Source organism: Sulfurospirillum cavolei (assembly GCF_001548055.1).
GTDB lineage: Bacteria > Campylobacterota > Campylobacteria > Campylobacterales > Sulfurospirillaceae > Sulfurospirillum.
The window spans coordinates 1428269-1449590 of the sequence record NZ_AP014724.1; the positions used below are offsets into that span (position 1 = coordinate 1428269).

General features: G+C 42.9%; 24 protein-coding genes. 9 read left to right on the plus strand and 15 right to left on the minus strand.

The features are described from left to right. Positions 1-12: 12 nt before the first annotated feature. The 11 genes from UCH003_RS07175 to UCH003_RS07225 all read right to left on the minus strand — a co-directional run bounded on the left by UCH003_RS07175 (position 13) and on the right by UCH003_RS07225 (position 8415). Complete coding sequence (locus UCH003_RS07175) at positions 13-219, minus strand: 2-hydroxymuconate tautomerase family protein (RefSeq protein WP_039674406.1); 207 nt, start codon at positions 217-219, stop codon at positions 13-15. Continuing rightward, entirely contained in the window at positions 195-1916 is a 1722-nt protein-coding gene (locus UCH003_RS07180; protein WP_060825981.1) for a SulP family inorganic anion transporter, read from the minus strand. The genes UCH003_RS07175 and UCH003_RS07180 overlap by 25 nt, the downstream gene beginning before the upstream one ends. Positions 1917-1931: 15 nt before the next feature. Next, positions 1932-2684: a TIGR02757 family protein gene (locus UCH003_RS07185; RefSeq protein WP_060825982.1), complete on the minus strand. Its 753-nt coding sequence runs from the start codon at positions 2682-2684 to the stop codon at positions 1932-1934. After that, positions 2677-3489 carry an ABC transporter permease gene (locus tag UCH003_RS07190; protein ID WP_060825983.1) on the minus strand — a complete coding sequence of 271 codons (813 nt, stop codon included), beginning with the start codon at positions 3487-3489 and terminating at the stop codon, positions 2677-2679. Before UCH003_RS07190 ends, UCH003_RS07185 begins: the two co-directional genes overlap by 8 nt. Further along, complete coding sequence (flgK, locus tag UCH003_RS07195; protein ID WP_060825984.1) at positions 3489-5333, minus strand: flagellar hook-associated protein FlgK; 1845 nt, start codon at positions 5331-5333, stop codon at positions 3489-3491. The genes UCH003_RS07190 and flgK overlap by 1 nt, the downstream gene beginning before the upstream one ends. Positions 5334-5335: 2 nt before the next feature. Further along, a complete protein-coding gene (locus UCH003_RS07200) occupies positions 5336-5764 on the minus strand; it encodes a hypothetical protein (RefSeq protein WP_039674398.1) in 429 nt (142 codons plus the stop codon). A 26-nt stretch (positions 5765-5790) separates the two neighbouring features. After that, positions 5791-5991 carry a flagellar biosynthesis anti-sigma factor FlgM gene (locus UCH003_RS07205; RefSeq protein ID WP_039674396.1) on the minus strand — a complete coding sequence of 67 codons (201 nt, stop codon included), beginning with the start codon at positions 5989-5991 and terminating at the stop codon, positions 5791-5793. Between the two features lie 61 nt (positions 5992-6052). Further along, the gene (locus UCH003_RS07210; protein WP_432416388.1) at positions 6053-6346 is read right to left on the minus strand and encodes a rod-binding protein; all 294 of its coding nucleotides are present in this window, start codon (positions 6344-6346) and stop codon (positions 6053-6055) included. A 26-nt stretch (positions 6347-6372) separates the two neighbouring features. Continuing rightward, positions 6373-7425 carry a flagellar basal body P-ring protein FlgI gene (locus tag UCH003_RS07215; RefSeq protein WP_173636957.1) on the minus strand — a complete coding sequence of 351 codons (1053 nt, stop codon included), beginning with the start codon at positions 7423-7425 and terminating at the stop codon, positions 6373-6375. A 59-nt stretch (positions 7426-7484) separates the two neighbouring features. Next, positions 7485-8060, minus strand: coding sequence for a 16S rRNA (guanine(966)-N(2))-methyltransferase RsmD (rsmD, locus tag UCH003_RS07220; RefSeq protein WP_060825986.1), 576 nt, complete (start codon positions 8058-8060; stop codon positions 7485-7487). Further along, on the minus strand, positions 8050-8415 hold the full coding sequence (locus tag UCH003_RS07225; RefSeq protein ID WP_060825987.1) for a hypothetical protein: 366 nt from the start codon (positions 8413-8415) through the stop codon (positions 8050-8052). Before UCH003_RS07225 ends, rsmD begins: the two co-directional genes overlap by 11 nt. A gap of 125 nt (positions 8416-8540) precedes the next feature. On the opposite strand from UCH003_RS07225, the gene UCH003_RS07230 reads away from it, so the two are divergent. The 4 genes from UCH003_RS07230 to UCH003_RS07245 are packed head-to-tail and all read left to right on the plus strand — an operon-like array spanning position 8541 to position 11242. Then, the gene (locus UCH003_RS07230; RefSeq protein ID WP_060825988.1) at positions 8541-8909 is read left to right on the plus strand and encodes a FlaG family protein; all 369 of its coding nucleotides are present in this window, start codon (positions 8541-8543) and stop codon (positions 8907-8909) included. Between the two features lie 3 nt (positions 8910-8912). After that, a complete protein-coding gene (fliD, locus tag UCH003_RS07235) occupies positions 8913-10601 on the plus strand; it encodes a flagellar filament capping protein FliD (protein ID WP_060825989.1) in 1689 nt (562 codons plus the stop codon). Between the two features lie 19 nt (positions 10602-10620). After that, entirely contained in the window at positions 10621-10998 is a 378-nt protein-coding gene (gene fliS, locus UCH003_RS07240; protein ID WP_039674387.1) for a flagellar export chaperone FliS, read from the plus strand. Beyond that, positions 10985-11242, plus strand: a complete 258-nt coding sequence (locus UCH003_RS07245) for a hypothetical protein (RefSeq protein WP_039674385.1) — start codon at positions 10985-10987, stop codon at positions 11240-11242. Before fliS ends, UCH003_RS07245 begins: the two co-directional genes overlap by 14 nt. 17 nt (positions 11243-11259) lie before the next feature. On the opposite strand, the gene UCH003_RS07250 is transcribed toward UCH003_RS07245, so the two are convergent. Continuing rightward, on the minus strand, positions 11260-12900 hold the full coding sequence (locus tag UCH003_RS07250) for a sodium:solute symporter family protein (RefSeq protein WP_060825990.1): 1641 nt from the start codon (positions 12898-12900) through the stop codon (positions 11260-11262). Then, positions 12897-13067 (minus strand): symporter small accessory protein, encoded by a 171-nt coding sequence (locus tag UCH003_RS13725; protein ID WP_173636958.1) that lies wholly within the window; start codon positions 13065-13067, stop codon positions 12897-12899. The genes UCH003_RS07250 and UCH003_RS13725 overlap by 4 nt, the downstream gene beginning before the upstream one ends. A 216-nt stretch (positions 13068-13283) precedes the next feature. Here UCH003_RS13725 and UCH003_RS07255 point away from each other — a divergent pair, with 216 nt between their 5' ends. From UCH003_RS07255 to UCH003_RS07275, 5 genes are read left to right on the plus strand one after another with little or no spacing between them, the layout of a single operon-like run. Then, a complete protein-coding gene (locus tag UCH003_RS07255; RefSeq protein ID WP_060825991.1) occupies positions 13284-15095 on the plus strand; it encodes a thiamine pyrophosphate-dependent enzyme in 1812 nt (603 codons plus the stop codon). A gap of 2 nt (positions 15096-15097) precedes the next feature. Further along, positions 15098-15634: a 2-oxoacid:acceptor oxidoreductase family protein gene (locus UCH003_RS07260; protein ID WP_060825992.1), complete on the plus strand. Its 537-nt coding sequence runs from the start codon at positions 15098-15100 to the stop codon at positions 15632-15634. Then, positions 15631-16932, plus strand: a complete 1302-nt coding sequence (locus UCH003_RS07265) for a phenylacetate--CoA ligase family protein (RefSeq protein WP_144440992.1) — start codon at positions 15631-15633, stop codon at positions 16930-16932. Before UCH003_RS07260 ends, UCH003_RS07265 begins: the two co-directional genes overlap by 4 nt. Then, positions 16929-17363 (plus strand): hypothetical protein, encoded by a 435-nt coding sequence (locus tag UCH003_RS07270; RefSeq protein WP_060825993.1) that lies wholly within the window; start codon positions 16929-16931, stop codon positions 17361-17363. Before UCH003_RS07265 ends, UCH003_RS07270 begins: the two co-directional genes overlap by 4 nt. 15 nt (positions 17364-17378) lie before the next feature. Beyond that, on the plus strand, positions 17379-18677 hold the full coding sequence (locus tag UCH003_RS07275) for a phenylacetate--CoA ligase family protein (RefSeq protein ID WP_060825994.1): 1299 nt from the start codon (positions 17379-17381) through the stop codon (positions 18675-18677). A 38-nt stretch (positions 18678-18715) separates the two neighbouring features. Here the strand turns inward: UCH003_RS07275 and UCH003_RS07280 are convergent, their stop codons facing one another. Beyond that, positions 18716-19726 (minus strand): virulence RhuM family protein, encoded by a 1011-nt coding sequence (locus UCH003_RS07280; protein ID WP_060825995.1) that lies wholly within the window; start codon positions 19724-19726, stop codon positions 18716-18718. Positions 19727-19733: 7 nt separating this feature from the next. Next, positions 19734-21260, minus strand: coding sequence for an ATP-binding protein (locus UCH003_RS07285; RefSeq protein ID WP_060825996.1), 1527 nt, complete (start codon positions 21258-21260; stop codon positions 19734-19736). Between the last annotated feature and the right edge of the window lie 62 nt (positions 21261-21322).

Here is a 21322-nt window from a genome sequence, read left to right on the forward strand (position 1 = left end):
TTTAATCATTCATTAAGACTTCGCTTTTTGGCGAAGCTTTGTGACTTGTTCACCGCCGATACCCCAATTGTCGGTATCGACTTCATCGATAACGACGACGGTCGTCGAACGATTTTTTCCTAACACGTCGACCAATAAATCGGTCACGCCCGCAATGAGTTTTTCTTTTTGCTCTTTGCTGGCACCTTCTTTGGTTATTTTGATATTGACGTAGGGCATGGCATCTCCTGATTGAGTAGTCGATCGGCACGAAGGAGTGCCGTATCGATATGATCGGTAATGTTTTCTTGTCCGACGTTTTTATCAAAACCGAGGCGTTCCATTTTATGTTTAATACGCTCGTTGACGCCGGAGAGTACAAGAACCGTTCCGTTGCTTTGACACAACTCTAAAAATTCTTCCAAAGCATGTAATCCCGTCGCATCGATCATGGGAACATGACGCATTCGTAAAATAAACACTTTAGGAGCATCTTCCAATTCGCCCAAAATATTTTTTAAACGATCGGCGACGCCAAAGAAGAAAGGACCGTTAATTTCATACACTTCGACGCCTTGCGGGACGATTTTATTGCTAATGGCATGCGCGTCGGTTTCGTCAATCGGCTCGTCGGTTTCGTCAAAAGGCATAACCACGCTCTCTTTCGTGTCGATAATCCCCGTCACGTCGATCATACGCTTGATAAATAAAAGACCCGCCAACATAATGCCCGTTTGGACGCCGGTGTTCAAATCGATAAAAACGGTCAAAAAGAAAGTCATTAAAAGGACGACGACGTCGTTTCGTTCCGACTTAAGTGCAATCGCTTTAAAATGATGAAATTCGCTCATATTCCATGCAACGACCACTAAAATTGCCGCCAATGCCGCCAAGGGAATTAATAAAATCAATTTTGAAAACAAAAACATAAAGATCAATAGCATCAACGCGTGCAACATACCCGAAACCGGACCGTATGCACCCGATTTAATATTGGTTGCCGTTCGAGCGATCGCACCCGTCGCCGCAATACCGCCGAAGAGCACCGACCCGATGTTAGCGACGCCTTGAGCGATCAGCTCCTTGTTGGAATGGTGATGATCGCCCGTCATACCGTCTGCAACGACACACGAAAGTAAAGACTCGATTGCCCCTAAAATCGCTATCGTAATAGCATCGGGGAAAACGGCGCGAATTTTTTCCAGCGAAAAAGCGGGGATCGAAGGTGACGGAAGCGTCGAAGGTAACGATCCGAATTTCGATCCTATCGTTTCAACCGGTATATTAAACCACCAAACCGCAAACGAAGCAAAAACAATGACCAGCATCGGAGCGGGAACACGCGGAAAACGATGGCGAAGTTTAATTAACATCGCGATGCTGATCAGCCCTATAGCCAGTGCGTAATAATTCACATGTAAGACTTCATGCGAATACAAAACCCATTGATCGGTAAATTCCGCCGGCATTTTTGCAATCGGCAAGCCTAAAAAATCTTTGATTTGCGATGAAAAAATAATTAAGGCAATACCGCTTGTAAATCCCACCGTTACGGGATACGGAATAAACTTGATGATATTGCCGAGTTTAAAAACACCCATTAAAACGAGCATTCCGCCGGCTAAAAACGTCGCAATCACCAAACCGTCATAGCCGTGTTTTAAAATCACCGCATAAAGTACCACAACAAAAGCCCCCGTAGGACCTCCAATCTGATACCTGCTACCTCCGAGTAAGGAGATAATAAACCCCGCAACGATCGCCGTAAAAAGACCGCGTTCGGGACTTACGCCGCTGGCAATCGCAAATGCCATCGCCAAAGGTAAGGCAATAATCGCCACCGTCGCTCCCGCAAGCACGTCCGAAGAAAAGTGTGCGAAAGTGTACCCTTCCTTTAAAAGCGTATAGCTTCTAGGAAGCCAATTTCTTACATTCATCAAAACCGCCTTTCTTTACAGTATTTGTTTCTCCTGTCCTAAGCGATACAGGGCAAAATCGAATTTGACGGGATCGTTAGGATCAAGTGTTTTTAAGGCATCGGTCAGCTCGAGAACCGCTTTAAAATCGTATGTTTTACGCGCAATCAACCCTAATTTTCGACCGACGCGAAACGTATGCGTATCTAAGGGCATCAAAAGGTCTTGAGGACGAACCTCGTTCCACAAACCCAAGTCCAATGCGTCGCAACGAACCATCCAACGTAAATACATATGCCATCGTTTGTAAGCGGAAGTCGGGTTAGATGAAGGCATTTTACCTAAGAGAAACTGATACCCTTTTGAACGATACGGATTAGAAGCGTACAACATGTCGATCAGTACGGCAATTCCGTCCATGACGTTTTGCTTTTTTCGATACCCGCGTAGAAACAGTTTTTCCAAACTTCCGTGCGTCTCTTTGAGGCGTTTGAGCGTTATAAAAAATGCTTGAATGTCAAGACTGCTTTGAAAACGATAATACGAAGATTGCAAAGCCTCGGCGATATGCGATTCGCTTGTTTCCAAAAGGCTAAAGTCCAAACTCTCTAAAAAATGCACGATCGCTTGAGCATTTCCGTAAGCAAAAAGCGCACAAACCAAAGCGACGTATTCGTCTTTATACCGTGAAGCAACCATTAAAGGATCGGGTTTTGAAACGGATAATTCTAAAGCGCAATTGCGTTTAAGAGCTTCTTCGCGTAAACGATCGGCAATGCTTTTATGCATCGCTTAAAGCCTCTTTTTCGTTACTTTTTTCTTGGAGGTAGTCGGAAAGTTGAAGCAAAGAAAACGTCACGAGAAAGATCAAAAGGCCGGGGAAAAAACTCAGCCACCACGCAATGTCGATAACGTCGCGCCCTTCGCTTAAAATAACGCCCCAACTGATTTGAGGCGGCATAATGCCGATCCCTAAAAAACTCAATCCGCTTTCGGAAAGTATCGCGCCGCTAACGCCGAAGGTAAAACTGATGAAAAAGATAGGCGCAAGTAAAGGAGCAAAATATTTAAAAATAATTTTAAACGTTCCTACATGTGAGAGTTGTAAAATTTTGATAAACGGCGCATTGGCAATCGCAAAGCTCTCGCTTCGAATCATACGCGCCATTCCCATCCATCCCGTCACCGAGATAATCACAACAAGTATCCAGACCGACGCGTTCATATAACTGATCAACGCCAAGAGTAAGAAAAAAGTCGGAAACGTTAAAAAAAGATCGATCACGATAATAACCAAACGATCGACGCCTTTTTGAAAAAACCCCGCACTAATGCCGATCATCAAGCCGATGACACTTGCAATAAAAGCACTACCGAGTCCGATTAAAAGCGAAATTTGACCGCCGAGCATTAAACGGGCTAAAAGATCGCGCCCTAAGCGATCGGTTCCCAAAAGATGATCACAATCGGGTGCTAGCAAAATGGCGTCGGGATGGAGATCGTAAGGCGAAACATGATAGAAAAAAGGCGCACCGAAGCATAAAAAGAAAATGAGCACCAATAAACAGGTGCTCGCGTAAGGAAAGCGTTTCACTAGGATTTGATACCTAAAAGCGTATCTAACATTTCATCGATTGTCGTAATAATTTTAGCGGCAGCGGCAAACGACTTTTGATATTGCATCAAATCAATCAGTTCTTCTTCTGTATTAACACCGCTAATCGATTGAAATTCAGAAGTAATCGTTGCATTTAAAGCTTCATTGGTGTCATATTGACTTTTTGCCGCGGAAGCATCCGTAGCAATCTTCGCCGTAAACGCGCTGTATTGCCCTTGTATCGTACCCTGAGAAATCGAGCCGTCTTTATGGTAAAAATTTAACGACGTATATTGAAGCTGAAGCATACTGTTCGCAACACTATGATTTCCGTAAACGGGAGCTCCGTATCCTTGAACCGCGGAAGGGTTTTCTTTATATTCCGTTTTGACGTTAATATTCGAAGCGTCGGTACCCGTTAAAAACTGGCTCACTCCGATAATACCCGGAAAATTACTACCGTTGTCTTTAACGGCAACCGTATAACCGTTATTCAAAGAAGTTGGGCTAATCGAAAAAGAACCGTTGTCCATAAACTCGGCTTTAAAATAGTCACTCACGTCATTCAGCGCGTTGTTGTCTTGATTGTCGTCCGTATCACTGTTAAATTGCGTTAAGATACTTTGCGAAAACGTATCGTCGTTCATCGTCGTCATACCGTTAATCGTGAGTGTTTTACGTGCCACTTCTTTTCCGTTGGTATCGTAAACGATGACGTCCATCGATCCGTCGTTCATATTATTGTAAACGTTTTTCAGCGACTCATTGCCTTTCAGCGATAAAGATGGACTATCCATACGTTTTTGGGCACTTTGAGCATAAATATTGTTGGTTTCCGTAATAAAAGTCTGAGCAAAACTATCTAAATCATCTATATAGCCTTGTAAAATACCGTCTTGCGGGTATCCGCCGTTGATGCTTTTATCAATTACACGCCCTCTTAAATCCAAAATAGCACCGATTTTACCTCCGGATAACTGTGTCGTCAAGTCGTAAAGACTACCGTCTTGCATTTGCGAAGAGATGGAGTAATAACTGCTTTCGTTGGAAGAGTTATCGATAACGATCGGATGAAACGTAGGTCCGTCTACAAACGAGGCACCCGATATATTGAGATAATATTCCTTTCCCGTATCGGTCATATTGGCATCTACGGTCGTATCACTCGTAATATTGCCTTTAAAAACGGATATATTGACCAACTTAGAGAGCGTCAATTCCAATTTATCGCGTTGATCTCGTAAATCATTGGCATATGTTCCCTTGGTTGCTTCGACGATACCGATTTGTTTATTCAAATCGGCAATTTGACTTCCAAGGCTATTCAATTCGTCGACGGCCGTTTTTAATTGCGTGTTCATGGAGTCTTGCAAATTTCTTAACGAATCCCTCGTCGATTGGATATTGGTCGTCAATGTAACGCTTTTTTGGATCAATGCGATTTTTTGTGAACCTTCCGTCGTATTAGAAGCTAAATTACTCCATTCCGTAAAATAGTTCGTTAAATCTTGCGCCAATCCCGAATCGCTTAAATCAGGGAAATATTTTGCCGTTTCTTGCAAAGTTTTAGTCGCAAACGTATCGTAAGAGAGATTTGAAGAGGCATCGCGAAGTTTAGAGTAGACAAACTCATCATGAATACGTACGATCGAAGTAACGGAAACACCGCTACCTATGCTAACGCCTTGCGTATAAAGAGGCGTACTTGCCGCAAACGAAACACGTTGACGCGTATACGAATCATTGTCGGCATTGGAAATATTTTGGCTGGTCGTCGCAATAGCGATTTGCGAAGCATTTAATGCCGTTTTGCCGGTATTGAGCGTGCTAAATAGGCTCATCTTTAAGCCCTTACTTTGAGTAAAGAAGCCGGTTTGTGATTCGAAGCGGTATAACCGTCCATTTCTCGCGGGAAAATACTGTCCAGCAGAACGTTATAAAACTGGCTAACGGTCACAACGTAACGCGCATACTGCTTATTGCATGTTTTAAGCTCGGACAATTTGGTTTTCATATACGCTAAAAGTTGTTTTTGCTCGGCGTTTAGAAGCTCTTCAAGCGATTTTTGTCCGCTTTCTTTCAGCATTTTCATTAACTCATTATCTAACAGTGATTTTTTATGTTCAAAAGAGTGAAGTAAATCTTCTTTAATTTTAGCACGTTCAAAAACATTCATATGTTTGGCAACCTTGATATCGGCAATGTCCTTTTCCGTTTGTTCTATCAGGTTTTCAATATCTTTGATCGCATTTTGTAGATAGTGAGTTAACATTTTTTATCCTTTGATATAGAAAGGACTTAGAACAACTCTTCCGTAATCGCTTTTGCCGTTTTTTTCAGATCGACCTTATACGTTCCGTCTTCGATCTCGGCTTTAAGCGTAGAAAGTTTGTCTATGCCTTCGCTTTTTTCGGTTTTTTCGGCACTCTTTACGGTGTCGTCTTTGAATGCACTGCCTTGTACATACGCCGCATTGGACGCTTGAACGGTTGAAATCATTTGAGACCCTTTATAAGTTTAACGTTTGTGTTAACCCTATATCGTCTAAAACAATAAAACATTAACGCCCTTCTTTCAAATAATTAAAAAGCATCTGACTGATTCCGAGTCCACCGCTAAGCGCGGAACTCATCGTATCGTTATACATCGATCGATAAATCTTATCTCCGGCATCTTTTGGAAAAAGCGGGTCTTGCTCTTCCGTGTCCGTTGCGATGTCTAAAATTTGTTTGAGAAAAAAAGCTTCAAATTTATCGGTTTGTTCTTTCAGCAAAGCATCGCTTTGAGACGCACTGCTTGATGCCGAAGCCGCTTTGACGTTTGTCGTCGGTAAAGAGCCGTAATTCGCATTCATCAATGCTAGCGACGTATCATTGGTCATTAGATCACCACCAATTGCGCCGTAATCGCACCGGAACGTTTGATGTTTTCAAAAATCGAGATAATATCTTTGGGTTTTGCGCCTAATTTATTGAGTGCGCGCGCTACGTTGGCGACGGTCATACTCTCTTCTTGCATTTTAATGCGGTTTTCGCTTGCCGCTATTTGAACGTTACCGCCGATATCGACGTTTTTATCGCTTGGTACGTTATCGTTTGCTTCGATTTTAATCGTAATATCGCCGTGCGTAATGACGACGGGATCCACTTTGATATTGACGCCAGAGACAATCGTTCCCGTGCGCTCGTCGATAATAATTTTATCTTCGCGTTCGTATTTCACTTGCGTATCCAGCGTTTTGGCTAAAAACTCGACGGAGGTATAATTGGCGGGTTTCATCAATCGAATCGTTCGAGAATCGGTTGCTACGGCAATTTTTTTACCGAAGGCACGGTTAAGTTCGTTTTGAACGGAGACTGCCGTATTGAAATTTGCTTCTTTTAACGAAAGATTGATAAATTCTTGTTCATGTAAATCAAATTCGATCTCACGCTCCACGAGTGCTCCGCCGAAAATATTCGCCGATGCCGGGTGATTAACTTGTCCTTTTTCCTTACCGTTCATACCGCCGATCGTTAGCGATCCTTGCGCCAAAGAGTAAATTTTTCCGTCGACGCCTTTAAGAGGTGTCAACAAAAGATTACCGCCTTGTAAGGATTTGGCATCGCCGATAGAGGAAACGGAAACGTCGATTTTATCGCCTTGACGCGCAAAAGCAGGAAGTTTTGCGGTGACGACAACCGCAGCGATATTTTTAGATTTAATATCCGCCGGATCGATTTTAACGTTGACGGTCTGCAAAAGATTCGATAAAGAACGAAGCGTAAACTCCGAAGAAGAACCGTCTCCCGTTCCGTTTAATCCTACGACCAAACCGTAACCGATCAGTTGGTTTTCGCGCACGCCGATGACGTTAGCGACATCCCCGAGCCTTTCAGCGAAAAGCGACGATACGATGGAAACAATTACCAATGAAATGTTGATAATTTTCATTTATTCCCTTTACATGTAGCATTCTTTGCTAAGTGTAAAGCAATTCGCGTTCCAAAGATTTATCGATAGTACGACAGAGAGCTTTTTCCGAATTTTTTCGTTTTTTGAAGCGTATATGAACCGATGGTTTCGGGTAAAACTTCCGTACTCATATGTTCTACGATGGCGGCTATCGTCTTGTCTTGCGGTAACGAGGCAATGAGGCGGAGCGTATTTTGATACACTTCTTCCATACCTTCACGAATGGAAAACGGTGGATCAAAATAAAAATAGGTCGGCGTACGTAAGGCAGAAAACAGCGTGGGCAATACCGTAAAGCTATCTCCGTAGATGACCGTCGTATGCGTATCGTCAATCACTTTACAATTGCGTTTTAAGATACGAACGGCATCTTGATCTTTTTCGATAAAATAAGCATACATGGCGCCTCGACTGAGGGCTTCAAGACCGATAGAACCGCTTCCGCCGAAAACTTCGACAAAGGTCGTATCCATAACGTCGTATTGTAGCGTATCGAACAACGAGCCTTTTAAGATCGCTTTGGTACTGCGAGTGCTCTCTAAAGAGGGTAACTCCAGCTTTTTTCCTTTATATTTTCCCGTGTTAATCGTCGTATATAAAGGTTTAGTTCCCATAATAATTCCGAATCGTCTGAATCAAATCCGCTCTAAATTTATCGGTCAAAGCCGTGATTTTTTCTTCAAGAGCATAGGTACTTTTTGGCATATCTCCTATCAATCCGTCCATACTGTTTTGAAGAAGTAAAAGGTGTTGAAAAAATTTATCGAGTTCTAATAATAACGTCGATTTTGAAAACGGTATATTCAAATTTCCCTCAGACGCGGCAACGTAAAAAACCGGCTTATCGAGTTCGATTTTTTTGTCGCTAATGACGAAATCACATTGTTTATACGCAACAATAGCATCACCCAAAAACGATTTGAGCGCACGGCTGAGTAAAAGCGACTGACATACGACGGCAATCTTCATCGGCTCCCTTTAAGATACAATATCGCGAAATATAACACACAATCTCTTAAAGAGTTAAACAAAAAAAAAGATGTGCCGATTTAGCTCATAGGAAATTAACAACTGACGGAGTAAGGAGAGCTACCATGGATATTTTTAGTGCAACCAGCAAACATGTTGAAGCTACGACTACGCCCAAATCGGCTAACGTTATGCCGACGAAGCAGGTAGAACATTACAGCGAAACAACCGACGCCAATCAAGATACCCAAAAAGATCAAACGAAAGACGTCAAAGCCTCCCTTGAAAAAACGGTTAAAGAATTGAACGAGCAAATGGATATGCTTGACACCAATCTCAAATTCGGTTTTAACGATAAAATCGATATTATGTATGTCAACGTCATGGAAAAAAGCACCGGAAAACTGATTCGCAAGTTTCCGACGGAAGAAGCGATGAACTTGTCGGCAAAAATGAAAGAAATCGTAGGAATGATTTTTGATAAAAAAGGATAGTAGATGGCAACTTCAAGCTTAAGCTCGCTCGGGCTCGGAAGCGACGGTGCTCTCAGTTACGATACGATTGATAAATTACGTACCGTTGATGAAAAAGCGCAATTGGATCCTATTGATAAAAAAATAACGACCAATACGACTAAACAAAACGATTTAACTTCATTAACTTCGTTGGTAACGACGTTAAAAACATCGACAAACTCGCTTGCCAGTGAAATGACATACCTTAAAAGAACTACGACCGTTTCGAACAGTGCCGTTTCAATTACGGCGCAATCGGGTACGGACGTTCAAGATTTTTCGTTGCATGTCACAACTCTAGCGAAACAAGACGTTTATCAGTCCAAGACATACACGTCTCAAACCGCTACGTTTGCTTCGGCCGACGATACGTTAACGCTCGAAATTAACGGTAAAAGTTACGATTTCAACGTAACCGCGACGACAACATTATCTGAACTTAAAGATATGATTAACGATAAAGCGGGAGACAAGGTAACGGCTTCTATTTTGAATGTCGGAGGCACCGAACCGTATCGTTTGGTTATCAAATCGGATACGACGGGAAAAGATAATGCCATAACACTTTCCTCAACGGGTACGACCAGTGCGGATTTAGGCTTTAGCACGGCAGCCAACCATTTGCAAGAAGCAACGGATGCTTCTTTCACGTATAACGGAGTGGCAATTTCACGTGCGACAAATACGTTTGACGATCTGATTAAAGGCGTTAGCGTTACGTTAAATGAGACGCAAGAAACAGGTAAAAATACGACTGTATCGATTACGCAAGATTCAAGCGAACTCAAAAAAACCGTTGAATCTCTTGTCTCTTCGTATAATAGTTTAATGTCGCAACTCACGGAACTGACAAAATACGATATCGATACGAAAACCGCCGGAACATTCCAAGGCGTTAGCCAAATTACGGCATTAAGCAGAGAAGTACGCAAACAAGTCTTAAGCGTCGATTCCGAAGGTAGAAGCTTGGCGGACTACGGACTCGAATTGAATACCGACGGACAGCTTGAATTTGACTCATCGGTATTTGATAAAAAATTGAAAGAAGACCCTGCCGAACTTCAAGAGTATTTTAGAGGTTCAACCACGTACAAAACAACGCAATACATCGGAACTCCCGTTGCTTCCGATGCTCTGAATATTGCTACGGACGAATTTAAAATCAACGGAACTTCCGTCACGTTTTCCACATCCGCAGGTGCCACGGCGGCCGAAAATCTTACGGCCTTACAAACGGCGATTAATAAAGCAGGCATTTCGGGAATCGAAGCGACATTGGGTAGCAATAATAATATCTACCTCAAAAGCACGATTCAAGGTTTGGACATCGAAATTACGGGCGATAAAACTAAGCTGGCATCTTTAGGATTACAACCGACGACGGCTTATGCGCAAAGCGAAACCAAGGAAGGTGTTTTTACCTCGTTTAATACGCTCTTAAATTCTTATACCAATAGTAAAGACGGTATTTTGTCGCTTTATAAAACAAGTTTAACGACGGAGAAAAAATCGCTGACTACCGAACGTGAAAAAACCGTCACGAATTTGGATAAGAAATACGACTTGATGGCAAAACGTTTTGCCGAGTACGATAGGATTATCAATCAACTTCAAACAAGTTTTGACTCTTTATCGCTAATGATCAAACAATCTTACACGTCACAAAATTAATTTATTTAAGGAAAATAGAATGTACTCCAATCTAGCATACTCAACTTACTCACAAAATAACGTCTCGATAGAATCACCTGAAAAGTTGATAAAAATGCTATACGAAGGTATTTTACGCTTTGCTTCTCAAGCAAAAAGAGCCATAGAAGACGGAAATATCGAGAAACGAACCTATTGGATTAACCGTACTTCCGCTATCTTCGCAGAGTTAATTCATTCACTTAATTACGATAACGGTCGAGTTGCGTACTATCTACAAGGTCTTTATACGTATCAGTTAAAATTGCTTTCGGAAGCTAATTTAAATAACGATACCGAAAAATTAGATCAAGTCATGAATGTAGCACGCGGCCTTTTAGATGCGTGGAAAGACGAAACCGAAAATGTCATGGAATAACGATTTTACGGTAGCCTTGGTTTCAAAAAACGATCATGAGATAGAACGATTGCTCGCGCGAATGCCGCAATTTACTACTCGTGAAGAGATGCAGTGTGCACAAGCGTTGATTCAAGAAGCCTTAACGTATATGCAAGATGAACGTCGTGGCATACAAGAGGCGATGCAAAAACTTAAAAAAACACGCGATTTCATCGCTTCTTCAGAAATATTATCATCCTACGAAAAAGAGTACAGAGGGTAAAGCTACCCTCCTTCTTTTTAGTCTTCAAAACACTTTTTAATCAACGTAGCACTCTCAGGCTTTGTCATCAAAGAGACAATCACCGCGGTCAGTGCCGAAAGCGGCAGAGCGATCATCATTGCATCAACAAAGATGATTTTGCCGCTTAAGAGCGAATCCACCCCAAAAAGCATTTTTGCAACACCTAGCTGTTTGGCTTCTTGAAAGTGCACAAACAACAACCAAAACGTCGTTACCACCGTTCCTACGATCATCGAAGCGATGGCTCCTTTTTTGGTCATGCGTTTCCAAAAAAGCCCACCAAAATAAGTCGGTAAAAAGATGCTCGCGCACAACGCAAAGAAAATCGCCGTACTGCGTGCGATGATGGCAGGTTGTTTGTCAAACACATAGGCTAAAGAGACCGAGATGACGATCATGACGATGATACCTACGCGCGTAATGAGCAGAGAATTGGGATTGTTTTTGCCCGCAAGCTGTTCAAAAACATCGCGACCGATCGCCGTTCCCATCGCATGAAATTGACTCGAAAGCGTACTCATCGCCGCTGAAATGAGGGCAAATAAAAAGATAAACGCAAACCATTTAGGCATCGCGGCATTGATAAAATGTGGAATCACCTTTCCGATACCACCCGTGCTTTGAAGTGCGTTTTTGCCCTCGTTAAACTCATAATACCACACGTTCGTCACCGAACCCACCAGATAGATAATACCCGTCATCGCGATGATAAAAACGCCACCGATCAAAACAGCGCGGTTCAGCTCATTTTTGCTTTTTACGGTCATAAAACGCACCACCAACTGCGGTTGCGCCAAAACACCCACACCCACGCCCATCGCAATGGTTGTAATGATAAATAGCCATCCCTCAGAGAGAAAAACGGGCATCTTATTCCAGCCCTGAAAGCCCCAGTTCATCGAGAGTTTCATCAAAAAATCAGGACTTCCCGCGGCGAGTTCTTTGATGTTTACATGTAAAAGCGGTGCAACGGTTTTATCCCAAACCATCTCCAACTTTGAAAGTCCCACGTCAACGCCACCGATAGCATTAAACACCATCACCATCAAGATGATCATCGCGACAAACATAATGACCCCTTGAAGCGCGTCGGTTAACATAACGCCTTTCAAACCACCTGCTAAAACATACCCCGTGACGATCACGGACATCACCAAAAGGGCAATGTGATAGTCAACGTGAAAGTATGCCACTAAAAACTCCGTTCCACCAATGAGCACCGCTGAAGTGTAAAGAGGCATAAAAATCGTGATCAAAACACCGCCAAAGACCTGAATAAACTTCGAATGAAAACGTCGGCCTAAGAGTTCAGGAAAGGTGTGTGCGTTGAGTCGAATGCCCATTTTTCGCGTTGGATTGCCCAAAAAAACAAACGCGATAAAGACGCCGATGAAGATGTTACAAAAGGTCAACCACAACAGCGAATTTCCAAGCCATGCCGCCACACCGCCAAATCCTACGATCGCCGCGGTGGAGATAAACGTTGCTCCATAACTCAGCGCCATGACAAACGGATGCGTATCTCCTCCAGCGATGAGATAGTCCGCCGAACTTTTGGTCTGTTTGTATCCGACATAGCCCAAATAGGCTAATACCGCAAGATAAACGATGATGACGATATTTTCAATCAGATTCATCCCAAATCCTTCGTCATTTTTGCTTCGTCTTTTTCCCAAGACTTGGTGTTTAACACCTTCTCTTCTTTGTCTTTATTCCAGTTGATGACACCGTAAATCACGCATAAAAGAGCGCTCGCATTCATCAGCCAAAATGCCGCTCCAACTCCTAGATCAAATGTTCCCATTCACAACTCCCACCTTTTAATGTTCCTTAAAGTAATATAAAATGCTTTAATGAACCTTTATTCACACAATTAATGGATTCTAAAAAATGGCTAAAGTTTCAAAATTGCCCACTTTACATGTAAGGATTTTGCGAAGATGGCTTAGATAAGTAACTTATAATCTTAGTTTCAATACTCTGTAAGACATTACACAATTCGTACTGGAGCGCCGCGACGATGAAACAGATTTTGATGGGAAATGAAGCGATTGCCTTAGGGCTCATTCATGCGGGTGTCGATATGATTTCAGGGTATCCTGGAACACCCTCAAGCGAGATTTTGGGAAATTTTCAAAAGTTTCGCGACAAGAACAAACTGAATGCCTACGCACAATGGGCGACCAATGAAAAAGTGGGCTTTGAAGTCGCTTACGCAGGTGCCATTTCGGGTAAACGTACCTGTGCGACGATGAAGCAAGTCGGACTCAATGTCGCCAGTGACGCGCTGATGAGCGCTTCGTACATCGGACTTAAAGGTGCGATGCTCTTGGTCTCCTGTGATGATCCCGGTTTTTACTCCTCCCAAACCGAGCAAGACAGTCGAAGCTTTGCCAAGTTTGCAAAAATCCCCGTGCTGGATCCTGCCACACCGCAAGAAGCGTACGATATGGTCAAACTAGGCTCTGAGCTATCGCACCACTTTGAATCCATCGTCATGCTTCGCCCTGTGATGCGCGTGAGCCACGCTAGAGAGATTTGCGAAGTCGATGATACGATAAGCGTAAACGCCAATGAGGGCAATTTTGAGCGCAATATTCCACGTTGGGGTGCCGTGCCACCTGCGGGAAGATTTCGCCAAGGTTTAGAGCAGATCGAGCGTTTGGAAGCCATTAAGGCGTGGAACTGGGATCATCTCATTGAGCCTAAAACGCACCAATTCAAAGGCGCTAAGGTACTTTGTCTTACCAGTGGCACGGGCGATGGTTATGTCAAAGAAGCCGTGGAAGAGCGTGGCATTCAAGCCGATATTTTAAAACTCGATATGCCCTACCCGCTTCCCAAAGAAAAGCTCGAAGCGCTTTTTGCACCTTACGAGAAAGTGATCGTTTTTGAAGAGAGTTACCCCTGTATCGAAGAGCAGTTAAGCTCACCAAAACTCTACGGGAAACTGACCAAACACGTCCATCTCATCGATGAATTTTCTAAAGATAAAGTGCTCGCTGCGTTTGCTAAAGCGGGTGTCATGGAGCCAAATCACGCGTACCAAAGTGAGAAGTACGAAAAAGAGCTCCCCAAACGCCCACCCAATATGTGCCCCGGCTGTCCGCACCGCGACGTGCACTATGCCATTACCAAAGTCTTTAAAAAGAAAAAGTCTATCTACACCTCTGACATCGGCTGTTACACGCTAGGACTCAATCAAGCGGCGATCGATACCATCTTGTGCATGGGTGCGAGTGTTTCGATGGCGAGCGGTTTTAGCATCTCCGATCCCGATAAAAGCGTTGTCGCGACCATCGGCGATAGTACCTTTATGCACTCGGGTGTTGCGCCGCTTATTAACGCCGTGTACCAAAACCATAAGTTTGTTCTCATCATTTTAGACAACTCCACCACCGCGATGACGGGTCGTCAAACCACGCCAGAGCGTACCAATCCTCATCAAATCGACATCAAACGCATCGTTGAGGGGTGTGGTATCACCTGTCACGAGTACGTCTATGAGCAAGACCTAAACAAAACCTTCGGTTTCGTCAAATCGCTTCAAGAAGCCTACAAAACCGCTACCGCACCTGTTGTTGCGGTTATTCGTGAATTTTGTGTACTCGATAAAGACAATGCCGCGGGACGCCTTGGCAATGTGCTTGTTGAAGTCGATGAGGACAAATGTGTTGCCTGCGATTCGTGCATCACCAACTACAAATGCCCACCGATGTTCTACAACGATGCAGGCAAAATGGCTATTGATCCGTTCTTGTGTGCCGGATGCGGCTCATGCCTTGATGTGGTCTGTCCAACCGACGCGTTTGTGAAAAAAGAGGAGAAATAGTCATGAAATATCAAATCGTTATCGCAGGTATCGGCGGACAAGGTGCGGTCTTTTTGGTCAAAGTGCTTAGCATCGCCTCAGCCCTTGCAGGTCAAAAATGTTTAGGCACGGAAAACCACGGCATGAGCCAACGTGGCGGCTCGGTTTCATGCTATGTCAAAATCGGCGACTTTTACGCCCCTGCCATTGATGAAGGACAAGCCGATCTTTTGATCGCGCTAGAAGGCAATGAAGCGCTACGCAATATCCAATACCTTAGCAAAGACAAAGGCGTCATCGTTGTCAATGCGCCCAAAAGTTTTCCCAAAGTGGACTTTGAAACCCACAACATCGACGCGTTTAAAAAAGCCAAAGCGAAAGCATTTCCCATCGATGCGCTCAACGTCTATATGCTAGGCGTTACGCTCGCACTTGATACACGATTTCCGTTTACATGTAAAGAGATCGAAGAAGCGATTACTGCGATGAATGCGAAAGTTTCGGAGAAAAATATCGCTGTACTTCACCAAGGCATCAACGATGCAAAGGCAAAGAAATGATCTGGTCAAAAGAAGAGACATTACCACGTCATAAACTAAGCGAGCTTCAAACCGAACGCCTCAAAGAGACCGTCGCGCGTGTTTACGCCAATGTACCGTTTTATCAGAGAAAATTTGCCGAGCTTGGCATCACGCCTGAAGACATTACTTCCATCGACGACATCGCAAAATTGCCGTTTACGAAAAAGCAAGATTTGCGCGACAACTACCCTTTTGGGCTTTTTGCGGTCAAAAAAGATGCGGTCGTACGCGTGCACAGCAGTAGCGGAACGACAGGAAAACCCACCGTTGTCGGCTACACCAAGGCTGATCTTGATACATGGAACGAAGTGATGGCGCGCGTCTTTACGATGGCAGGCGTCACAAGCGAAGACACCTCACACAATGCTTATGGCTACGGACTTTTCACAGGCGGTCTAGGGCTTCATTATGGGGCTGAAACCGTGGGTGCTACCGTTGTGCCAAGCAGTGGCGGTTTTACCTCACGCCAACTGATGCTCATGAAAGACTTTGAAGCGACTGTCTTGACCTCTACGCCCTCCTTTGCGCTTCATATGGCAGAAGCGGCGGTCGCTGAGGGCTATGACATCCAAAAAGATTTCAAACTCAAATGCGGCATCTTTGGAGCAGAACCTACAAGCCTTGGGCTTAAAGAAGAAGTCGCAAAAGTGTGGGGCATCCACTACTGTGAGATTTACGGACTCTCCGAGATCATCGGACCAGGTGTGTCGTCAAACTGTTTTGAGAGCAAAGATTTGCACGTCTTTGAAGACCATTTTTACCCCGAAATTATCGATCCTAAAACGCTGGAAGTCTTGCCGTATGGCGAAAAAGGTGAACTGGTCATTACAAGCCTTACCAAACAAGCCTTCCCGATCATTCGCTACCGAACAGGCGACATCACCTCGTTGGATAGAACCCCATGCAAGTGTGGCAGAACGCATGTGCGCATGAAAAGTGTCATGGGTCGCGTGGATGACATGCTCATCGTCAACGGCGTCAACGTCTTCCCATCGCAAGTCGAGCATGTGCTTTCCAACATCGAGGGCATCACGCTCAATTATCAAATCATCGCCGATAAAAAAGGCTACCTTGATAAACTAGAGATCATGGTGGAAGTGACTGAAAATATGCCACTGGATAGCATCGGGCAACTGGAAAGCTTGAAAAAGAAGATTCAGCACGAACTGCTCAACAACCTCTACATCAACGCGGAGATCAAACTCGTTGAACCACGCACCATAGAGCGCAGTGTCGGTAAAGCCGTCCGCGTCATCGACAAAAGGAGTCATTCATGAAATGCAACATCAAACAATTAACGATTTTTTTAGAAAACAAGGCGGGTGAGCTCTCGGTGCTGACCAACGTGCTTTCCAAAAATGGCATCTCGATCAAGTCGATTTTGCTCGCCGATTCAACCGATTTTGGGTTGGTGCGCACCATCGTCGACAATCCTGAAAAAGCTAAAACCGTCCTTGAAGATGAGGGCTTTAGCGTGCGTTTCACCGATGTGTTTGGCGTGAAGATCGAAGACGTTGTGGGAAGCTTCGACCAAGCCGTGGGCGCGCTTTCACGGGCGGGCATTAACATCCTTTACACCTATAGTTTTTACGAAGCCAGCACGGGCATTTTCATTTTCAGTGTCGATAAAGACCGATTTGACGACGCGATCGTTGCACTTCAAGCTCAAAATATTGAGATTGTTCAAGCCAAACACTTTTACATGTAAAGGTTGGAAAGACCCATGACATTCAGTAAAAACGAAAGTTTGTGCAAAGACGAGCTTCAGGCGTGGCAACTCAAACACCTCAAAGAGACGCTCCTTCGCGTCTACCATTTGGTGCCGTTTTACAAAAAAAAGTTTGATGAACACGGCGTTTTGCCGCAAGACATTAAGACTCTTGAGGACATCGCCAAGCTTCCTTTCACCAAAAAGCATGACCTTAGAGACAACTACCCTTTTGGCATGTTCTCGGTCGATATGGATCAGATCGTGCGCATCCACAGCTCTAGCGGCACAACGGGCAAACCCACGGTTGTGGGCTACACCGAGCACGACATGGACATCTGGGCAGAAGTGATGGGAAGAGCGTTTACAATGGGTGGCGTGACCTGTCAAGACATCATGCAAAACTCGCACGGCTACGGACTGTTTACGGGCGGACTTGGCTTTCATAACGCGGCTGAGCGCATGAAGATCGCCGTCATTCCAAGTTCGACTGGTTTTACCTCTCGCCAACTCTTGCTCCTTAAAGACTTTGGCGCAACGGTTTTAACCGCAACACCTTCTTTTGCGCTACATATGGCAGAAGTCGCTAAAGCGGAAGGCTATGACATCCAAAAAGATTTCAAACTACGCGTGGGATTTTTTGGCGCAGAGCCAACGAGTGAGGGGCTTAAAAATGAGATAGCCCACATCTGGGGCATCGACTACCACGAGATTTACGGGCTCTCCGAGATCATCGGACCGGGCGTTGCGTGTAACTGCAAACACTCCAATTTACTTCACATTCATGAAGACCATTTCTACCCTGAGATCATCGACCCCAAAACGGGTGAAGTCTTGCCAGAGGGCACACGAGGCGAACTGGTCATCACGACGCTGACCAAACAAGGCTTGCCGATCATTCGCTACCGAACAGGCGACATTACATCCTTAACACGCATTCCGTGTCGTTGTGGCAGAACCATCGGCAGAATTGAAAGCATCGTAGGACGCAGTGACGATATGCTCCTCATCAACGGCGTCAACGTCTTCCCATCGCAAATCGAACACGTGCTTTCCAAACAAGAAGGCATCACGCTCAACTACCAAATCATCGCCGACAAAAAAGGCTACCTCGATAAACTAGAGATCGACGTAGAACTCGATGAGCATCTCATCAGCGATGATGTCAGTTACCTCGGAAACCTCAAAAAAGAGCTTCAGCACTCACTTTTAAATAACCTCTACATCAACGTCGAAGTCAAACTCGTCGCACCCAAATCGCTTCAAAGAAGTGAGGGAAAAGCCACACGCGTTTTGGATAAGAGACCGAAATAATCTTTTACATGTAAAGTCTTTTGGCTTTACATGTAACATTATGACTTGGCTTTTTTAAGCATCTTCGCCGTTGTATCGATATACGCTATAAAATCTTGCTCAACACGGGAGAGTTCATTTTTAGTTTTCTCTTTGTATTTTTCATACTCGTCATACGCTTTTTGAGTGGCTTTGTCATGGCTCATTTTTCCTGCATGTTCGAGTATATCTTTGCCTGTCATTTTCAAAAATTCATCAAGCCTTTTTATCCAATCGCTCATATACATAGGCGTTTGACTCATCGCTTGGATTTCTGCCACTTCTATGTAAGCCGTTACCATTCGGTTTAAAAGGTTGAGTTCATCTTCATTCAGATAATTTTTGGCAACACCAACCTCTTGCCTCGTCGGATGCGTGCCTTTGAAATGCGTAAGCCCCATATACGGCTTGGTACTATCCGCTCTTTCATAGACAAGTTCAGCCGCGGTATTGCCGTGGACTGCCCAGTGCATTTTGTTTTGTACCGTTTGAAAAAAGAGGATGCTTTGCTCCGCCTTTGGGTCATAATCTATACTTGTAGCGTAGATGTCAAGCACCTTGCGCCAAAAAATCTTCTCACTGCTTCGTATATCGCGAATACGTGCTAAAAGCTCTTCAAAGTAATTCCCGCCACCTGCTTGCTTGAGTAACTCATCGTTCATCGTAAAACCTTTGACGATGTACTCTTTCAGCCTCGCCGTTGCCCATTGGCGAAACTTCGTACCTTGCAACGACTTCACACGATAGCCTACGGAGATGATGACGTCAAGGTTGTAATAGTTCATATTATAATTTTTACCGTCTTGTGCACTTGTTCGGAAATTCCGAACAACTGAATCTTCGACTAATTCACCCTCGGTAAAAATATTTTTTATATGCTCGCTTATCGTTGCTTTTGATTTTTGAAAAAGCTCACACAGTTGCGCTTGCGTAAGCCAAACAGTCTCATTTTCAAGTCTTGTTTCTATTTTTGTGTTGCCATCTTCGCTCTGGTAAATCAGGATGTTGGATGTTGGTGTATCTTTGATCATTTTAAAATTACCTCATACCATTTATAAAATTCCGCATTTCTTTTATTGATTGCTGTAGTTGTTCGTTCGTAAATCTTGGATTATTAGTATTTTCAGGATGATGTATTTGATGTCTAATATATTCACTTATACTTATTTGTTGAGGACAAATAGCACCATCTCTTTTTATTTTATTGTAATTAACAAGTGTTTGACTAAGATTATAGTTAGCTAACTCTCCTTCACTCTCAATATAACTATATAGTTCATTATGGTATTCATCATTTGATTCACCAAAGGCTAAAAAGTTTACTTCATTTAACGAAGGATACGGTAGATTCGCTCTTTCAATATTTATAATTTCCTTGCTTGAACCATTAATAATAAGTTTTAAATGTTCAAAATCTAGCATTTTAACAATAGCTGGACTATGTGTTGTTAAAATTATTTGTGTATTGTCTGTACACGATAAATCAATAAAGGCGTCAATCAATTTTCTTTGATGGCTAGGATGTTGTGAGGTTTCTGGTTCTTCAATAGCATAAATAATACTTGGGACATGTAGTTCTCTTTGCCTTCTCTCAGCTTCTGCTCTAAAAAAATTTAACAAAACTAGCCTTTTAACACCACTTCCACGCTTATTTATTGGAATATCCTCATCTCCAGTAATTGACACACTTTTAAATACATCAGCCCATTTTAAACTTTCCGAAGTAGGAATAACTGGATTTAAGCTATTTGCAATTTCAGGATTCATTTCTTTTAATTTTTCAAGAGTTTTTGTTGCTACTTCTCTTAATTTTCTTTCAACTTCGATTGCAACTTGCTCTAAACTATTTTTCAAAGTCTCATCTTTTAAAATTTCTTGAACTGCTAATTTCATTGGGTTTTGAACTTCATCATCGCCATCACTATTTTTTCTATCTGATTGAAATAATGAATACAGTGGCAAATAGTTTTTCAACTGTTCCCAAATATTTTTTGCATCTTCTTTGGTTACATCAATCTCTATTTCTTCTAATTGTAAATCATCTATATAATGATTCCAAATTGATTTTCTTGCTACAGCACTTTTATTTTTATGTTCACATGTTATAGCATTGTCTTCTATAATTTTTTGTAAATCTTTGATTTTTTTCAAAAGCAAATCACTACAATTTGTATTTGTTGGATGATGAGCTTTAATGAAAACTTTTTCTTTTCCAGCATTAGAATATTTTTTTATAACTTCAAGTTGATGAGAACTATTTAAGAGATATTCATCTTGCAATGTAGTAGGATTTGTAGTATCAATAGTTAAAGAAGCTGGTAAATTCTCAAATACTACAGTAATTTTTATTTCTGTATTTTCTTCTTCTTTAGCTTGCTTATTGATATCTTCTTTATCAATTTTAACTGCACCTTTTCCATCATTGAAAAAAATATCTAAGGCTTCTAATATCGTTGATTTACCAATATCATTTTTACCAACGAACACAGTTAAGTCTGAAAAATCAATGACTATTTCATCTTTATAGCTTCTAAAATTTTCTAATTTGACTTTAACAATTTTCATTTCTTCTCCTATGTTCTATTGAGATATTTTTGTTAGTAAAAATTTTAATCTCATAGTCTACC

What these genes read in the sequence shown, in the direction of transcription:
- UCH003_RS07175 (WP_039674406.1), bottom strand. Translation starts at nt 219, where the DNA reads ATGCCCTACGTCAATATCAAAATAACCAAAGAAGGTGCCAGCAAAGAG.
- UCH003_RS07180 (WP_060825981.1), bottom strand. Translation starts at nt 1,916, where the DNA reads ATGAATGTAAGAAATTGGCTTCCTAGAAGCTATACGCTTTTAAAGGAA.
- UCH003_RS07185 (WP_060825982.1), bottom strand. Translation starts at nt 2,684, where the DNA reads ATGCATAAAAGCATTGCCGATCGTTTACGCGAAGAAGCTCTTAAACGC.
- flgK (WP_060825984.1), bottom strand. Translation starts at nt 5,333, where the DNA reads ATGAGCCTATTTAGCACGCTCAATACCGGCAAAACGGCATTAAATGCT.
- UCH003_RS07200 (WP_039674398.1), bottom strand. Translation starts at nt 5,764, where the DNA reads ATGTTAACTCACTATCTACAAAATGCGATCAAAGATATTGAAAACCTG.
- UCH003_RS07205 (WP_039674396.1), bottom strand. Translation starts at nt 5,991, where the DNA reads ATGATTTCAACCGTTCAAGCGTCCAATGCGGCGTATGTACAAGGCAGT.
- UCH003_RS07210 (WP_432416388.1), bottom strand. Translation starts at nt 6,346, where the DNA reads ATGAATGCGAATTACGGCTCTTTACCGACGACAAACGTCAAAGCGGCT.
- UCH003_RS07215 (WP_173636957.1), bottom strand. Translation starts at nt 7,425, where the DNA reads ATGAAAATTATCAACATTTCATTGGTAATTGTTTCCATCGTATCGTCG.
- rsmD (WP_060825986.1), bottom strand. Translation starts at nt 8,060, where the DNA reads ATGGGAACTAAACCTTTATATACGACGATTAACACGGGAAAATATAAA.
- UCH003_RS07225 (WP_060825987.1), bottom strand. Translation starts at nt 8,415, where the DNA reads ATGAAGATTGCCGTCGTATGTCAGTCGCTTTTACTCAGCCGTGCGCTC.
- UCH003_RS07230 (WP_060825988.1), top strand. Translation starts at nt 8,541, where the DNA reads ATGGATATTTTTAGTGCAACCAGCAAACATGTTGAAGCTACGACTACG.
- fliD (WP_060825989.1), top strand. Translation starts at nt 8,913, where the DNA reads ATGGCAACTTCAAGCTTAAGCTCGCTCGGGCTCGGAAGCGACGGTGCT.
- fliS (WP_039674387.1), top strand. Translation starts at nt 10,621, where the DNA reads ATGTACTCCAATCTAGCATACTCAACTTACTCACAAAATAACGTCTCG.
- UCH003_RS07245 (WP_039674385.1), top strand. Translation starts at nt 10,985, where the DNA reads ATGTCATGGAATAACGATTTTACGGTAGCCTTGGTTTCAAAAAACGAT.
- UCH003_RS07250 (WP_060825990.1), bottom strand. Translation starts at nt 12,900, where the DNA reads ATGAATCTGATTGAAAATATCGTCATCATCGTTTATCTTGCGGTATTA.
- UCH003_RS13725 (WP_173636958.1), bottom strand. Translation starts at nt 13,067, where the DNA reads ATGGGAACATTTGATCTAGGAGTTGGAGCGGCATTTTGGCTGATGAAT.
- UCH003_RS07255 (WP_060825991.1), top strand. Translation starts at nt 13,284, where the DNA reads ATGAAACAGATTTTGATGGGAAATGAAGCGATTGCCTTAGGGCTCATT.
- UCH003_RS07260 (WP_060825992.1), top strand. Translation starts at nt 15,098, where the DNA reads ATGAAATATCAAATCGTTATCGCAGGTATCGGCGGACAAGGTGCGGTC.
- UCH003_RS07265 (WP_144440992.1), top strand. Translation starts at nt 15,631, where the DNA reads ATGATCTGGTCAAAAGAAGAGACATTACCACGTCATAAACTAAGCGAG.
- UCH003_RS07270 (WP_060825993.1), top strand. Translation starts at nt 16,929, where the DNA reads ATGAAATGCAACATCAAACAATTAACGATTTTTTTAGAAAACAAGGCG.
- UCH003_RS07275 (WP_060825994.1), top strand. Translation starts at nt 17,379, where the DNA reads ATGACATTCAGTAAAAACGAAAGTTTGTGCAAAGACGAGCTTCAGGCG.
- UCH003_RS07280 (WP_060825995.1), bottom strand. Translation starts at nt 19,726, where the DNA reads ATGATCAAAGATACACCAACATCCAACATCCTGATTTACCAGAGCGAA.
- UCH003_RS07285 (WP_060825996.1), bottom strand. Translation starts at nt 21,260, where the DNA reads ATGAAAATTGTTAAAGTCAAATTAGAAAATTTTAGAAGCTATAAAGAT.